Raw genomic sequence first — 15,207 nt, 5'->3', positions numbered from 1 at the left:
TGCGGGCAGCGAAAGACTTGCGCCCACTTTGAAATGGAGATGTCGTTGCTGCAGCGGATTTTCAAGACCCATAGTTCACGCGGATATTTTCTCGCGGGAACTTTCGTTTTGGCTACAGGACTTGCCGGTTGCAATACCGCAAGCCTCAATCCTTCGGAAACATTGAGCCAAGGCTATGTCCTCGACGAGAAGACGCTTGAGTTCGTTCCTGTCGGATCAAGCCGCGAACAAGTCATTCTCTCGCTCGGCAGCCCGTCGACAACCGCGACCTTCGACAATGAAGTATTCTACTATATTTCACAGAAGCGGCACCGCAGCGTGGCTTTCATGCAGCCCAAGGTTACGGACCGGCGCATCCTTGCTGTCTACTTTGACAAGGATAGCAAGGTTTCCAGCATCGCCAATTACGGTCTGCAGGATGGCAAGGTTTTTGACTTCATCAGCAGAACCACACCTACAGGCGGTAAAGACCTGACCTTCCTCGGTCAGCTACTGCAAGGCGTAGGCAAGGCTCCGCCATCCCTTGGCGGTGGCGGACCAACCGGTCAATAGAATTTCAAGCAAACAAAAACCCGCGAAACAGCATGTTTCGCGGGTTTTTTATTATCAAGATTTGAAGCGTTTCAAATCAAAGCTAGCCGTGTGCGAGCACCGCAAGCAAAAGCAAAGCCACGATATTGGTGATCTTGATTGCCGGGTTGACGGCTGGACCGGCAGTATCCTTATAGGGATCGCCGACCGTATCGCCCGTTACCGACGCCTTGTGGGCATCGGAACCCTTGAGATGGCGAACGCCATCCTTGTCAACGAAGCCATCCTCAAAGGACTTTTTCGCATTGTCCCAAGCGCCACCGCCCGATGTCATCGAGATGGCAACGAAAATACCATTGATGATAACACCAAGAAGCGATGCGCCCAGCGCCGCAAAGGCGGAAGCCTTCGAACCGGAAATAAGCAACACGCCAAAATAGACGACGAGCGGCGCAAGAACCGGTAGGAGTGACGGGATAACCATTTCCTTGATGGCAGCACGCGTGAGAATATCCACGGCGCGGGCATAATCCGGACGCTCTGTGCCTGCCATAATGCCTGGCTTTTCGCGGAACTGGCGACGAACCTCTTCGACAACAGAACCCGCTGCGCGCCCAACAGCGGTCATCGCGATACCACCGAAGAGGTAAGGGATAAGACCACCGAAGATCAGGCCGGCCACCACATAGGGATTGGACAGCTCGAACGATACTGCGCCGATTCCCTTGAAGTAAGAGAAAGCAGTTGATCCAGCCTTATCGGCCTCAGCAATGAAGAACTTCAAATCATTGGAGTAGGCAGCGAAGAGGACAAGCGCACCCAGACCTGCCGAGCCAATGGCATAGCCCTTGGTGACAGCCTTCGTTGTATTGCCGACCGCATCCAGCGCATCAGTGGATTTGCGAACCTCCGGGTCAAGTCCGGCCATTTCGGCGATACCACCGGCATTGTCGGTGACAGGACCAAATGCATCCAGCGCAACGATCATGCCAGCGATGCCGAGCATGGCAGTGACCGCAATACCCGTCCCAAACAAACCGGCCAGCTGGTAGGTCCAGATGATACCGCCAACAATAACCAATGCCGGCAGAGCAGTCGATTCAAGCGATACGGCAAGACCCTGGATCACGTTCGTTCCGTGACCCGTAACCGAAGCCTGAGCGATTGAATTGACGGGGCGTTTGTTAGTCCCGGTGTAATATTCGGTAATCACGACGATCAGCGCCGTGACGACCAGACCAAGAATGCCGCAATAAAACAGATTGAGCCCTGTAATGCTCTGGCCATCTACCGTACCAACCTCACCCCAACCGATAGTTGCCCACGTCGCCAATGCAAGACCGACAATCGACAGAAGACCTGTCACGATCAGCCCCTTATACAAGGCGCCCATGATGGAATTATTGGCTCCAAGCTTGACGAAGAAAGTACCCGCAATTGAAGTGAGGATACAGGCCCCACAGATCGCCAGCGGGTAGAGCATGACACTGCTCAATACTGGCGTTGCTGCAAAGAAGATCGCACCGAGAACCATTGTCGCAACAATCGTTACCGCATAGGTTTCAAACAGGTCAGCGGCCATACCAGCGCAATCGCCGACATTATCGCCAACATTATCGGCGATGGTTGCCGGGTTGCGTGGATCGTCTTCCGGAATACCGGCTTCAACCTTGCCAACAAGATCGCCGCCGACATCCGCACCCTTGGTGAAAATACCGCCGCCGAGACGCGCAAAGATAGAGATGAGCGAAGCCCCGAAGCCCAGCGATACCAGTGCATCGATGACGGTGCGGTCTGCCGGAGAATAGCCGAGAAGCCCGGTGAGCACCCAATAATAGACTGCAACGCCAAGCAGAGCGAGGCCCGCAACCAGCATGCCGGTGATAGCACCGGATTTGAACGCGATCTCAAGCCCTGCTGCCAGGCTGCGCGAAGCCGCCTGTGCCGTTCGCACATTCGCGCGAACCGAGACGTGCATGCCTATGAAACCTGCCAGACCCGAGAGCACCGCTCCAATGAGGAAGCCGATAGCGGCTGTACCTGTAAGCAGGAACCAGACCGCTATGAATACGACCACGCCGACAATGGCGATCGTGGTATATTGACGTGTGAGATATGCCTGTGCGCCTTCTCGAATTGCACCGGCGATTTCTTGCATGCGCGCATTGCCCTGGTCCGCAGCAAGCACCGATTTGGTAGCTAGAACCGCATAGACGATGGACAGCAGACCGCAGGCAATGACCAAAAACAGTATTGTCATGCCACTCCCTCAGATTTGACCGGAAAACCCCTCCCCGGGTCAGGTTCAGTACGGCACACGCAGCTGCCAGGCCGGCAGAAACGCGACCGCATGTGTAAGGAGTAACGAAGCAAATGCGAAAACGTCAAGGTCTTTCGTATCCGGATCAAAACGATAGACCAAAGTAGGGATTGCTGGCAGGGAAATGGCGCGGCAATCTATGTGGGGAAATGGCTAGGAAGGGTATCCATTAGCGTGATCTACAATGAACGGATCAAACTATTTGCTACATTCCTGAATAGTGTGGGTGTGGCGATATTGGCTGTAGGAGGATTGGCACCCCTGATAACCAGCCTCAACGGGCAAACCGGCCCGACATTATTTATTTCTTTTATGAGCGCCGTTAGTTTTCTGACTGCTATTGCCTTACATAGCAAGCCGCTTCCTGAAGAGGATGAAACAGTGACAACCTTACAAATGATCTCATTTATGATTATGCCTGCGGCTGGCTGTTGCTCGCAGGTGCTGTCTTTTTATATGACTGGAGATATCCGGCAAAGCATCAGCATCGCCGCGATATGAAGTAGTCAGCGTTTCGGGCTTTTGACGCCCTTGCTCTCGCCTCGAAGCTCAAAAGCAAGACGATCCAGAACGGCATTGACCAGCTTCGGCTCATCTTCCGAATAGAATGCCTTGGCGATGTCAACATATTCCGAAACGATAACGGCAGTTGGCACATCGGCCTTGCCGCGAAGTTCCCAAATTCCGGCACGCAAAATAGCGCGCAATGTGGAATCAAGCCGCGATAGCGGCCAGTCTTCGGTCAATGCCTGCCTGATCATGGGATCTAGTATCGTTTGATCGGCCACAACGCCGGATACAATACCTCTGAACCATTGCGGGTCAGCATCCAGATATTGCTTTCCGTCTACTTCCTTGCCAAGCCGATGCGCCTCATATTCAGCAACAACTTCCAGCACGCCGGTTCCGGCTACATCCATCTGATAAAGCGCCTGTACAGCTGCAAGCCGCGCAACGCCACGCTTGTTTGCGGTCTTTACCGCCGGGGTCTGTCCATCATTAGAGTTGACCATGGTTCAGGCTCCGAGCTTATCCTTGAGGGCAATCATTGTCAGCGCTGCGCGGGCGGCAAAGCCACCCTTATCCTTGTCTTCGCGGCGCGCGCGAACCCAAGCCTGTTCCTCGTTTTCAACAGTCAGGATTCCATTGCCAATGGCGATGCTTTCAGCCACAGCCAGATCCATCAGGGCCCGGCATGATTCATTGGCGACGATATCAAAATGGTAAGTCTCGCCGCGGATAACGGTGCCAAGCGCTACGAAGCCATCATATTTCTTGCCGCCATCTTCGGCACCATCAAGGGCAAAAGAAATGACGGCGGGCACTTCAAGCGCGCCTGGAACAGTCACAACATCATAGGTCGCATTGGCTTCATCCAGCGCAAGCTTGGCGCCGTTCAGCAATGCATCGGACAATTCTTCATAGAAACGTGCTTCCACAATCAGTAGATGTGGCGCACGCGCCTTGTTTTTGGACATGCTCGCTCCAGGAATTTTGATCGGCTAAGGCCGATTGTGTCGTCCCAGATCGCTATACGCCCTTACGGGCGCAAAGTGGCGATCTGGCTTTTGTTTGTCGCATCGGATGATCCGAAAACCGGATTCCACTTTTCGGTTCGATGCTTTAGGCTGATTTAGGATATTCTGCAAGTCGGGCAGCATATCGAGCCATCTGATCAATCTCGATATTAATTCTGTCTCCGACCTTACGGTCGCCCCAGGTGGTAACTTCCAGTGAGTGACGGATGAGGAGAACGTCAAACTCATTGCCATTCACCGCGTTGACTGTCAGCGACGTGCCGTCGAGCGCCACGGAACCTTTTGGTGCAATGAAGCGTGCAAGGTGTTCCGGGACACGCAAGGTAAAGCGAACGGCGTCGCCCTCCTCTTCACGCTTGATCAGGTCAGCCATGGCATCTACATGGCCTGAAACGAGATGACCACCCATTTCATCGCCAAGCTTTAGCGAGCGCTCCAGATTGATACGCGTGCCAGTCTTCCAATCGGCAATGCTGGTCAGGCGTAGCGCTTCTTCCCACGCTTCAACCTCAAACCAGCGGGCATTGGAGCCTTTTTCCGGCAATGTTGTTACGGTCAGGCAAACACCCGAACAGGAAATGGATGCGCCGATCTCGATCGTCTCGGGATCGTAATTGGTTTCAATACGCAGCAATACACCTTCATTAAGTGGCTTGATCTGTCCGACCTTGCCAATATCGGTAACAATTCCCGTGAACATTCGCGGCTCCTTAAAGCGGTCTTACATACTCGCTGTAGCGGTCGTCGCCGAAGCGGGATTCGTACAACAGCTTGAATTCATGAGCCATATGGGAGCGCAGGTCGGGGGCTGCAACCCCACCCTCACCAAGCTCCACGGGACCTTCAAACAGCACGATGCGGTCAACCAGTTTTTCTTCGAGGAACGAGTCAGCCACCACTGCCCCGCCCTCGACGATCAATGTCGAAATGCCTTGCGCGGCAAGATCATCCATCAATTCCGGGAGAGCTGTTGTTCCGCAATCGGTTTCAGTTGCTAGAATTTTGCATCCTGCTGCAATGAGCGCTTGCCGTTTGGCAGGGTCCGCATCTGCTCTGGCGGCAATCCACACCGGTACAGTTGCAGCTGTTTTAACCAACTCGCTGTCCATCGGAATCCGCAGATGGCTGTCGAGGACAATCCTGATCGGCGAGCGATGTTCCAGCCCAGCCAAGCGGCAGGTCAGCTGCGGGTTATCCGCGAGCACAGTTCCGATGCCAACCAGGATGGCGTCAGTCTCGGCACGCATGACATGCGCCTGCGCTCTCGAAATGGGACCACTTATCGCTATTTGACCCTCACCTTTCCTCCCGATGAATCCATCGGTAGAAAGCCCAAGTTTTAGAGTCGCTTCCGGGCGTTTCCTGGAAGATCGAATCAAGTATCCAGCCAGTTCATCAGCTGCTTCTTCGGCAAGCACACCCGTTACTACCTCAATGCCCGCATCCCGCAAAATAGCGTAGCCTTTGCCGGCCACCCGATCGTCAGGATCATTCGCGGCCGATACAACGCGGGTTATGCCCGCAGTGACCAGCGCATTGGCACAGGGCGGCGTTTTGCCGTGATGAGCGCAAGGTTCAAGCGTAACGTAAGCTGTTGCGCCGCGTGAATGTTCGCCTGCTTCAAGCAAGGCCTGCGTTTCCGCATGGGGACGTCCGCCAATTGCCGTGACACCGCGCCCGACAATGACATTGTCCTTGACGATAAGCGTGGCGACAGAAGGATTGGTGCCGGTCAGTCCATGATGGCGGCGCGAAAAACGAATAGCCGCAGCCATATAGCGGCGATCAAGTGCAGTTGCTGCCATGGGGATCAATCGTCCTCGATCGGGCCAGTTGCGATATCGCTCGCGGTAATTTCATCGATGACGTCATGGAAGTCCTTGGCTTCGCTGAAATTGCGATAAACCGAGGCAAAGCGGATATAGGCAATGTCATCAATGCCTTTGAGCGCGTCCATGACAAGACGGCCAATCTCGTCGGAGCTTACTTCCGGTTCACCCGAGCTTTCCAACTGGCGTACAATGCCCGAGACAGCCCGCTCAACCCGTTCCTGATCCACCTCACGCTTGCGCAAGGCGACTTCGACGGAACGCATAAGCTTATCCCGGTCGAATGGAACGCGGCGGCCGCTTTTCTTGATGACGGAAAGATCGCGCAACTGCACGCGTTCGAAGGTCGTGAACCTTCCACCACACACCGTGCAAATACGTCGCCTGCGAATGACAGCCCCATCCTCAGCAGGACGGGAATCTTTCACTTGAGTATCTTCAGACTGGCAATATGGACAACGCATCGAGGAACTTTCCGAAGATGATTCTGAGATCACCGCGAAGATAGTGTTTTTCGAAGCGAGATTAAAGCGCCTCGGCGAAACGCACTGTCAATGAAGTGCGTATCGCCAAGGCAAAACAGGCTTATTGGCCCAGATAGGAGTACATAGGGAAGCGGTCAGTCAGGGTAATAACCTTCTGCTGAACTGCCTTTTCCACAGCCGCATTGCCCTCATCGGAATTGGCGACCTTCAAGCCATCAAGCACTTCCGAGATGAGATTACCGATTTCGGTGAACTCTGCTGCGCCAAATCCGCGCGTAGTGCCTGCTGGCGTTCCAAGACGGACACCGGACGTGACGAATGGCTTTTCCGGATCGAAGGGAATGCCGTTCTTGTTGCAGGTGATGTTTGCGCGGCCAAGTGCCTGTTCCGCCCGCTTGCCGGTTGCATTCTTTGGACGCAGATCGACGAGCATAAGATGGTTGTCTGTACCGCCGGAAACGATGTCGAGGCCGTTCTTTTTCAATGTCGCGGCCAATGTCTTGGCATTGTCAGCAACGTTTTGTGCATAGACCTTGAATTCAGGCTTGAGCGCCTCGCCGAAGGCAACTGCCTTTGCAGCGATGACGTGCATCAAGGGGCCACCCTGCAAACCGGGGAATACGGCTGAATTCATCTTCTTCGCAATATCCTCGTCATTGGTGAGGATCATGCCGCCGCGAGGGCCGCGCAGTGATTTATGCGTGGTGGTGGTAACAACATGGGCATGCGGTATCGGCGAAGGGTGAACACCGGCAGCGACCAGACCGGCAATATGAGCCATATCAACCATCAGATAGGCACCGACGCTATCGGCAATCTTACGGAACCGCTCCCAATCCCAAATGCGGGAATAGGCAGTACCACCAGCAAGGATCAGCTTCGGCTTGGTTTCCTGTGCCTGCTTTTCAATGGCATCCATATCCAGCAAATGATCGTCCTGACGAACGCCATAGGAAACGACCTTGAACCATTTTCCGGACATGTTGACCGGAGAACCGTGGGTTAAGTGACCGCCGGAATTCAGATCCAGGCCCATAAATGTGTCGCCGGGCTGCAACAGGGCCAGAAACACGGCCTGGTTCATCTGGCTGCCGGAATTAGGCTGCACATTGGCAAAATTGCATCCAAACAGCTTCTTGGCGCGTTCGATGGCAAGTTCTTCAGCAATATCAACGAACTGGCAGCCGCCATAATAGCGTTTGCCCGGGTAGCCTTCGGCATATTTGTTGGTCATGATCGAACCCTGCGCTTCAAGAACAGCGCGCGACACGATATTTTCCGATGCAATCAATTCGATTTCATGGCGCTGACGGCCCAGCTCTTTGCGGATCGAGCTGAAAATTTCCGGATCGATATCTTCGAGCGATGCGTTGAAAAATGTATCTGCATTCGACATGGTGCCTGAACCCTCATTTGCCATTTGGATATTCGTGGGTAGTTGCCGCGCATTATCATACTTAAATGGCAGAGGCCAATGGCCGATGGACGAAAACCAATGGTTTGAAACCGCCATCATAAAAAAGACCGCTACTAGCGGTCTTTTTCAATTCTCAGTCAGACAGAATTAGGTGTTGGTGCCGATCGACAGGGCTTTCTGACCATCCATCTCGTAAATATCGTCACGCAGGTGAACAACGCCGTCACCCGTGGACCATGCCGACACATAGACGAAATGCACGGGAACAGGGTTAGTCACGGCAATCGGTGTGTTGACGCGGGAGGCAATTGTCGCCTCCATTGTCTGGCGATCCCAGCCCGGGGTGTCACGCAGCAGCCAGACATTGAGATCGCGTACGTTCTGAATGCGGACACAACCTGACGAGTCGAAACGCATCAGCTTGTTAAACAGGCCCTGCGAGGGCGTGTCATGCATATAAACCGCATAGGGATTTGCGAAGTTGATCTTGGTCGAGGACATGGCGTTAATCTTGCCTGGATCCTGACGGAACATCAGCTTGACAGCATCGTCGGTTGACCAGTCAACACTCTCCGGCGAAACTTCCTCGCGGGTGCGTTCGTCAAACAGGCGAATTTTGTTCTTCTCCAGATAGGTTGGGTCCTTACGCATCAGCGGAATGATATCCTTCTGGATAATCGACTTCGGCGCTGTCCAATATGGATTAAGGATGACCTCGTGAATCCTGGAGTCGAGGATGGGTGTCTGGCGATCAATCTTGCCGACAATGGCCGTGTGACGCTGGGCAACCCTGCCCGCTTCAACTGCTTCAATCTGCGCGGCAGGAATATTGACCATGACATAACGAGCGCCTTGATCCTCAGAAGCAAGCTTACGAACGCGCTCCAGATTTGTCTGCAACTGGCCGAGACGAACGTCAGCCGTAACGTTCATTGCTGCCAATGAATATTGGCCCATAACGCCGTCGGCGGGCAGACCATGGCGCGACTGGAAGCGCTTGACCGCCGCATCGACATACGTATCAAAAGAATTGGAAACGCCGGCGCTCTGCGAAAGATCACCCGCGATGATCAGGCGCTTGCGCATGACCGAGACGGCGGGATCGACCACGCCGAGCTGCATTTTCACATTGCCGGGGACGGTCGGCCAACCACCATTGCCGACAATCTGGCTATAGGTGTTGATAGCATTCTCGATGAAGGACACTGTTTCAGGACTGGCGATAGGCTGGAAACTTGCAACCTTGCCGCGGCTTGTCGAGCGCGCATCAAACTGATCATCCCAGTTGCCGCGTTTTGGAGCGGAGAGAATGTCACCAATATCGGATTGTTGCGCAAAGGCAGACGAAGCAACGGCCGCCATGCCTGCTGTTGCGACACCGGTCAAAAATGCGCGGCGGTCCAGCGCTGACGATCCAAATTTTTTCATGTTCTTGTCCAACCTGTTGGAAGCTTCGCAGTCAAGCTGCTCACAGCAATGCGCGCGAGCAGATATGGTTTCCAAAAATATCAGGAACATCGTTAACAAACATCAACTTTCCGCGAAGTATAGCGCGATTGTGATGATTACGCGATATGCGCCCATTGAGGCGATAATGATGCTGCACTGACTTGAGTATAGGATCGTGCAGTTGCATTCCATTATGGCGGATTAATGACTTGGGCTAGAGCAGTCACCGAGATGCAGAACCTGTCTTAACTCGGCCCAAAGTCGAATTGCCCCCGTGTGGACTTCAAGTATTGTGAACCAATAGACAAAGCCCGCCTTTGCTGCGCGCAAAGCCGGGCTTTTGTTATTGCAGCTACCCCAAAATTACATGCGGTAGGCGATGCTGTCGTTCCAGAAGCGATCAAGACGCTGAAGTGCCTTGTTCATGGACTGGAATTCTTCAGCCTTTATGCCTCCAACATGCTCGATCGATGCAACGTGGCGCTCATAGAGGCCGGCAACCAGTTCGGCCACTTCAGAACCCTTCTCCGTGAGGCTGACGCGAACCGAACGACGGTCTGTGCGTGAGCGTTCGTGGGAGATAAAGCCGAGTTCGACCAGTTTCTTGAGATTGTAGGAAACGTTCGATCCCAGATAATAGCCGCGACTGCGAAGTTCTCCGGCTGTCAGTTCCGCATTGCCGATGTTGAAAAGCAGCAATGCCTGAATGGCGTTGATGTCACTGCGGCCATTACGATCGAATTCATCCTTGACTACATCAAGCAACCGGCGATGTAACCGCTCGACCAACTGAAGTGCTTCAAGATATAATGTACGCAATGCTGTGTCATTTACTGTAGAATGCGAGCTTGCGCCAGACTTTCTCTGTATGCTGTTCATAATACCTGCCTCACTGTTGTTTCGGTGTATTTTTCTCACCGTTGAGCAGACACTATCGAATACGCATAAAATTCGACTTAAAACATAGACTTAACAGTATCTTACCATCACAGAATCAATTTCTACCTTAATGAAGACTTACCGCCAGCATATTTTGAGAATTAGCGGATTGGCATGGCCTGCTGACGTTTCTGCAAAAACAGCACTATCCGGAAGACGATGTAAAGCAGTGCAACGCAGCCATGAATAATAGCAATTTGGGGCCTGTAAAAGAAGAACTCCGAGAATACTGTAAACATCAGCGTTTCGCCGAGTGCGGCGACAAACCAGATAACCGGCCCCCAGGACACCATCATCCAAAGGCCGGTTGAAGCAACGGGATAAAGCATTGCCAGCGAAACGGAGGCGACCTTCCATTGCCATGGCATGAGGTCGAAGCGCCAGAGCAGCCCTTCATAATAGCCACTGATCTGCGCCCAGTAGCCTACCCCGGCGACAAGTGAGTAGATGGCTACAAGCCGCAACAACCAGACAAAGCCTGTTTGGGCCATAGTCGGGTCGAAAGGCAAATGGGTGGGCTTGTCATTCATGTCAGTTGTAGTTCCCGCTCGCCCAATGATGCAAAATAGGCATCGACCATTTCAGGCGTTATATCTTCGATTTTTGCGGGACTCCACACGGGCGAATTATCCTTGTCCACAAGAAGTGCCCTTACACCTTCATAAAAGTCGTGATTTTCAAGCATACGGCAAAGAATGCGGTATTCCATCTGCATGCACTGGTCCATATCAAGTTCGCGTCCCTCTTCTATCTGACGGAAACTGACATGCAGACTTGTGGGCGAGCGAGTCTTGATCAGATCAAGAAGTTTTTGTGCTTCTTCGCTGCCGTTCACCCCTGCGGCAGCAAGACGGATGAGACAACCGCTTAATGTTGGCGAGTCAAAGAGAACGCTTATCATGTCGCGCATTGCTTCGGGTGTTTCAAAGTCAGGATTGATCGTCTTGCCCTTTAACGCCTTTTCGGGATCACCCGACCGGATCAGGCTGCGTTTGAGTTTTTCCTTGTCTTCCGCCTTGATCGCATGGGTGGCAATACCGCTTTGCAGGCAGTCGCCCTGCTTGATTCTATTGCCGGTCAAAGCGAGATAAGTGCCGAAATGCTCCGGCAGATGCGGCAGGAAAGCACTGCCGCCGACATCCGGGAAAAAGCCGATGCCAACTTCGGGCATGGCAAAAGTGACGTTTTCCGTGACGACCCTATGCGACCCATGCACCGAAATGCCAACACCGCCGCCCATGACAATGCCATCAATCAGCGAGATATAAGGCTTGGGATAGTGTCTTATATAGGCGTTGAGTCGATACTCGTCGGCAAAGAAATCATAGAGCGGGGCACCGGAACGGCCAGCATGATAAACGGCGAGAATATCGCCGCCAGCGCAAAAGGCCCGTCCCTCGCCTTCAACGATAATGCAATGGACCGCCTCGTCGGTAGACCAGGCAATCAGCGCACGATGCAATGCACTGACCATAATCCGCGTCAGCGCGTTAAGCGCTTTTGGCCGCGTCAGGCGAACCAGACCAGCTTTGCCGCGCCGCTCAAATGCGATTTCACCCATCCCGCCAAAATCGATTTCCATGCATTTCTCCGTTATTTGCAAGCGAAAGTAGGAAACTCCGGCGGGGCGCGTCAATGGATGACGTGGTTCAGGACAAAGGTAGAGCTGGCAGCTTGGGCATTTGGTCCAAGAACGAGCCGCAATTTTGGGGTTATGCTATTGTGGCGATCCTGTTAAAACTATTCCAAACAGCAGGCAGAAAACATGAACAAACATCCCGCATTTCAAAGGCACGCGCCAAGAACTGTTGACGAAATTACCCAGAGCCGCCGTTTGCGCCGCATGCGCAAGGCCGACTGGTCGCGTCGTCTGGTTCAGGAAAACCAGCTGACAGTCAATGATCTGATCTGGCCGATATTCCTTTGCGAAGGTGAGAACCGACGAGAAGACATTGCCGCCATGCCGGGCGTACAGCGTTTTTCAGTGGATATGGCTGTGCGTGAAGCAGAACGGGCCGCCAAGCTTGGCATTCCTGCCATAGCTACATTTGCCAATATTGCCGCTGACCTGCGCGACGATACGGGTTCAGGGATTCTTGACCCTGACAATTTGATCAACCGGGCTACGCGCGCGATCAAAGATGCCGTGCCTGAAATTGGCATGATTACCGATGTTGCGCTCGACCCGTTCACCAGCCATGGCCATGATGGTATTTTGCGCGACGGTATCATCATCAATGACGAGACTGTTGCTCAAATTACGCAAGGTGCAGTGCTGCAAGCTGCTGCAGGCGCCGATATTATTGCGCCATCGGATATGATGGATGGCCGCATTGGTGCCATTCGTGATGCCTTGGATCAAAATGGCTTTCAAGATGTCGCGATCATGGCCTATGCCACCAAATTCGCTTCGGCGTTTTATGGCCCTTACCGCGAAGCAATCGGCACGTCCGGTCGGCTGAAGGGCGACAAGAAAACCTATTATATCGACCCTGCCAACACCGATGAAGCGGTGCGCGAGGCAGAGCAGGATCTTGCCGAGGGCGCAGATTCGCTCATGGTAAAGCCCGGCCTGCCCTATCTTGATATTATCCGCCGGTTGAAGGACACATTTTCTGTGCCGACCTTCGCTTATCAGGTTTCGGGCGAGTACACGATGATCAAAGCCGCCGGCGCCAATGGCTGGATCGACGAAGAACGGGTGATGATGGAAACGCTGCTGGCTTTCAAACGCGCTGGCTGCGACGGCATTCTCACCTACTTCGCACCCATTGTTGCAGAACGATTGAAGGCGGGCGCTTGAATTTATCTGCCTGAATTCCCAATTTCAGGGTAATGGCCATTTGGCTATCACTTGAAAACAGGAAACAAAATGAACGCGAAAACCCTTGATGGCGAAATAATTACTGATCGTTTCGACGATTGGCGCTTGTATCAGGGCGTGCGTACCAGCCGCATATTTGCCTTCCTGATCGACTATGCGATCGTGTTTCTGCTTTGCATTCCGGTAGCTATCCTCGTTTTCATTCTGGGGATCGCGACGCTGGGCCTTGGTTGGATGCTTTACGGCGTAATGTTTCCAGCTGTTGCCCTGATTTATATTTACGGCACCCTTGGCGGACCGCGTCAGGCTACCAAAGGTATGCAGATGATGGGGCTGAAGCTTGAACGCCTGGATGGCGGGAAAGTGGACGGACTGCTCGCAATCGTTCATACTGTGCTCTTCTGGGGCCTCAATGTCGTGTTGACCCCATTTATTCTGCTCGCAACCTTCTTCCTTGACCGCAAACGTACATTGCATGACCTTCTGCTCGGAACGGTTGTCGTCAGGGCATATAATTAAACATTGAAGGCTCCCGTCCGGGAGCCTTTCTTCTTCGGCATTGAAATGATGAACAGACACAAATCCGTTGCTGTAGCAGCTGCCCTGCTCGTTTTGTCAGGCGGCGTGAGCTATGCGGCTTCGCCTGCGGGAAAATTCTGCGGCGAAGTTATTTCCTATGGCGATTACCAGGATATCCAAACCAATCTAAGCGTGGACCGTGACGGGCGAATTACCGGGACGTATAAAATAGATGGGTTGGCCGGACGCACCGATGGCAATGTCATCGAAAAAGACCAAACCAGCCCGACAGACCGCACGCTGATTTGGACGGACAAGGATGGCACGGGCCTCGTCTCTTTACATTTCAGCAGCGATTATCAAAGTTTCAAAGCGGCGTGGGGTGGTTCAACCAATGGCCATTTCGATCCGCCCATCCATTCATGGAGTGGGTCACGCTGCCCCGAAAGACCCGTGCACTGATACGACATACGCGACATTCACTCTGCAATGCAATATAATTGAATTGACGTTTTAGGCGGTCATACGATTCTATAGTTGTTACAGAGCGTGCCAGGAACTTGGATGACCCATCAACCGCAGCAATCACCGCAGTTTTTTCTGACAGCCCCCTCGCCATGCCCTTATCTTGAGGGACAGCTTGAACGCAAGGTATTTACCCACCTTGTGGGCGGGCGAGCCAGTGAGCTGAATGATCTGCTGACTCAAGGTGGCTTTCGGCGCTCGCAAAACATCGCTTACCGGCCAGCCTGCGAGAATTGCCGGGCATGTGTTTCCGTGCGCATTCTCGCCGGTGAGTTCACGCAGGATAAATCCATGCGACGTGTATGGAATCGCAATCGTGACCTGATCGGCAATATTCATCACGCCGAACCATCGACCGAACAATATTCACTGTTCAGGCATTATCTCAATGCGCGCCACAATAAGGGCGGCATGTCGGAAATGACCGTCCTCGATTATGCCATGATGGTGGAAGACACCCACGTGCCCACCCAGATCATCGAATATCGCCGGCGCGGCCCCGATAGCTTCATTACGCAAAAGGGCGAAGGTGAACTGATTGCCGTGGCATTGACCGATATCATGGGTGACGGGCTTTCCATGGTTTATTCATTCTTCAATCCGGACCATGCAAGCCGCTCTCTTGGCACCTTTATGATCCTCGACCATATTCAGCGCGCAGCTGCCGCAGGCCTGCCGCATGTGTATCTTGGATATTGGGTCGAGGGCTCGCGCAAGATGCAATATAAAATCCGCTACCAGCCGCAGGAACATCTGGGCATGAAAGGCTGGGAGCGCCGCGCGCCCTGATGGGTACGCTGGACGGCAGCCTGTTCTACCGCTAGACAACGC

Annotated in this window: 17 protein-coding genes; 6 read left to right on the top strand and 11 right to left on the bottom strand. The window is 53.3% G+C overall.

Going from position 1 to position 15,207, the window contains the following annotated elements; genetic code table 11:
* Window positions 1–45 precede the first annotated feature (45 nt).
* A complete protein-coding gene (locus tag V9K95_RS19645; RefSeq protein ID WP_370878817.1) occupies window positions 46–552 on the top strand; it encodes an outer membrane protein assembly factor BamE in 507 nt (168 codons plus the stop codon).
* Between the two features lie 82 nt (window positions 553–634).
* On the opposite strand, the gene V9K95_RS19640 is transcribed toward V9K95_RS19645, so the two are convergent.
* On the bottom strand, window positions 635–2,791 hold the full coding sequence (locus tag V9K95_RS19640) for a sodium-translocating pyrophosphatase (RefSeq protein ID WP_115051721.1): 2,157 nt from the start codon (window positions 2,789–2,791) through the stop codon (window positions 635–637).
* Between the two features lie 234 nt (window positions 2,792–3,025).
* Here V9K95_RS19640 and V9K95_RS19635 point away from each other — a divergent pair, with 234 nt between their 5' ends.
* Window positions 3,026–3,352 (top strand): hypothetical protein, encoded by a 327-nt coding sequence (locus V9K95_RS19635; protein WP_336441892.1) that lies wholly within the window; start codon window positions 3,026–3,028, stop codon window positions 3,350–3,352.
* Window positions 3,353–3,357: 5 nt separating this feature from the next.
* On the opposite strand, the gene nusB is transcribed toward V9K95_RS19635, so the two are convergent.
* The 10 genes from nusB to V9K95_RS19585 form a co-directional block, all read right to left on the bottom strand.
* Window positions 3,358–3,864, bottom strand: a complete 507-nt coding sequence (gene nusB, locus V9K95_RS19630) for a transcription antitermination factor NusB (RefSeq protein WP_307284173.1) — start codon at window positions 3,862–3,864, stop codon at window positions 3,358–3,360.
* Between the two features lie 3 nt (window positions 3,865–3,867).
* On the bottom strand, window positions 3,868–4,329 hold the full coding sequence (gene ribH, locus V9K95_RS19625) for a 6,7-dimethyl-8-ribityllumazine synthase (protein WP_115051724.1): 462 nt from the start codon (window positions 4,327–4,329) through the stop codon (window positions 3,868–3,870).
* Window positions 4,330–4,474: 145 nt separating this feature from the next.
* Window positions 4,475–5,089, bottom strand: a complete 615-nt coding sequence (locus V9K95_RS19620) for a riboflavin synthase (protein WP_115051725.1) — start codon at window positions 5,087–5,089, stop codon at window positions 4,475–4,477.
* 10 nt (window positions 5,090–5,099) lie between these two features.
* Window positions 5,100–6,194: a bifunctional diaminohydroxyphosphoribosylaminopyrimidine deaminase/5-amino-6-(5-phosphoribosylamino)uracil reductase RibD gene (gene ribD / locus V9K95_RS19615; protein WP_336441893.1), complete on the bottom strand. Its 1,095-nt coding sequence runs from the start codon at window positions 6,192–6,194 to the stop codon at window positions 5,100–5,102.
* Window positions 6,195–6,199: 5 nt separating this feature from the next.
* A complete protein-coding gene (gene nrdR / locus V9K95_RS19610; protein ID WP_115051727.1) occupies window positions 6,200–6,682 on the bottom strand; it encodes a transcriptional regulator NrdR in 483 nt (160 codons plus the stop codon).
* A gap of 121 nt (window positions 6,683–6,803) precedes the next feature.
* Window positions 6,804–8,123 carry a serine hydroxymethyltransferase gene (gene glyA / locus V9K95_RS19605; RefSeq protein WP_307284166.1) on the bottom strand — a complete coding sequence of 440 codons (1,320 nt, stop codon included), beginning with the start codon at window positions 8,121–8,123 and terminating at the stop codon, window positions 6,804–6,806.
* Window positions 8,124–8,267: 144 nt separating this feature from the next.
* Window positions 8,268–9,560, bottom strand: a complete 1,293-nt coding sequence (locus V9K95_RS19600; RefSeq protein ID WP_370878863.1) for a L,D-transpeptidase family protein — start codon at window positions 9,558–9,560, stop codon at window positions 8,268–8,270.
* A 372-nt stretch (window positions 9,561–9,932) separates the two neighbouring features.
* The gene (gene ldtR / locus V9K95_RS19595) at window positions 9,933–10,448 is read right to left on the bottom strand and encodes a transcriptional regulator LdtR (RefSeq protein ID WP_115051729.1); all 516 of its coding nucleotides are present in this window, start codon (window positions 10,446–10,448) and stop codon (window positions 9,933–9,935) included.
* 161 nt (window positions 10,449–10,609) lie between these two features.
* Window positions 10,610–11,038: a DUF6163 family protein gene (locus V9K95_RS19590; RefSeq protein WP_115051730.1), complete on the bottom strand. Its 429-nt coding sequence runs from the start codon at window positions 11,036–11,038 to the stop codon at window positions 10,610–10,612.
* Window positions 11,035–12,090, bottom strand: a complete 1,056-nt coding sequence (locus tag V9K95_RS19585; protein ID WP_115051731.1) for an enoyl-CoA hydratase/isomerase family protein — start codon at window positions 12,088–12,090, stop codon at window positions 11,035–11,037. The genes V9K95_RS19590 and V9K95_RS19585 overlap by 4 nt, the downstream gene beginning before the upstream one ends.
* Before the next feature lie 183 nt (window positions 12,091–12,273).
* Here V9K95_RS19585 and hemB point away from each other — a divergent pair, with 183 nt between their 5' ends.
* From hemB to V9K95_RS19565, 4 genes are all read left to right on the top strand, one after another.
* Window positions 12,274–13,311 carry a porphobilinogen synthase gene (gene hemB / locus V9K95_RS19580; RefSeq protein WP_115051732.1) on the top strand — a complete coding sequence of 346 codons (1,038 nt, stop codon included), beginning with the start codon at window positions 12,274–12,276 and terminating at the stop codon, window positions 13,309–13,311.
* Between the two features lie 69 nt (window positions 13,312–13,380).
* The gene (locus V9K95_RS19575; RefSeq protein WP_307284157.1) at window positions 13,381–13,851 is read left to right on the top strand and encodes an RDD family protein; all 471 of its coding nucleotides are present in this window, start codon (window positions 13,381–13,383) and stop codon (window positions 13,849–13,851) included.
* A 48-nt stretch (window positions 13,852–13,899) separates the two neighbouring features.
* Window positions 13,900–14,313 carry a hypothetical protein gene (locus V9K95_RS19570; protein ID WP_336441894.1) on the top strand — a complete coding sequence of 138 codons (414 nt, stop codon included), beginning with the start codon at window positions 13,900–13,902 and terminating at the stop codon, window positions 14,311–14,313.
* A gap of 102 nt (window positions 14,314–14,415) precedes the next feature.
* Window positions 14,416–15,165 carry an arginyltransferase gene (locus V9K95_RS19565; RefSeq protein WP_307284154.1) on the top strand — a complete coding sequence of 250 codons (750 nt, stop codon included), beginning with the start codon at window positions 14,416–14,418 and terminating at the stop codon, window positions 15,163–15,165.
* Window positions 15,166–15,207 lie beyond the last annotated feature (42 nt).

Source organism: Phyllobacterium sp. CCNWLW183, from assembly GCF_037203775.1.
Classification (GTDB): domain Bacteria; phylum Pseudomonadota; class Alphaproteobacteria; order Rhizobiales; family Rhizobiaceae; genus Phyllobacterium; species Phyllobacterium ifriqiyense.
This window is presented reverse-complemented; position numbering and strand designations above follow the sequence as displayed.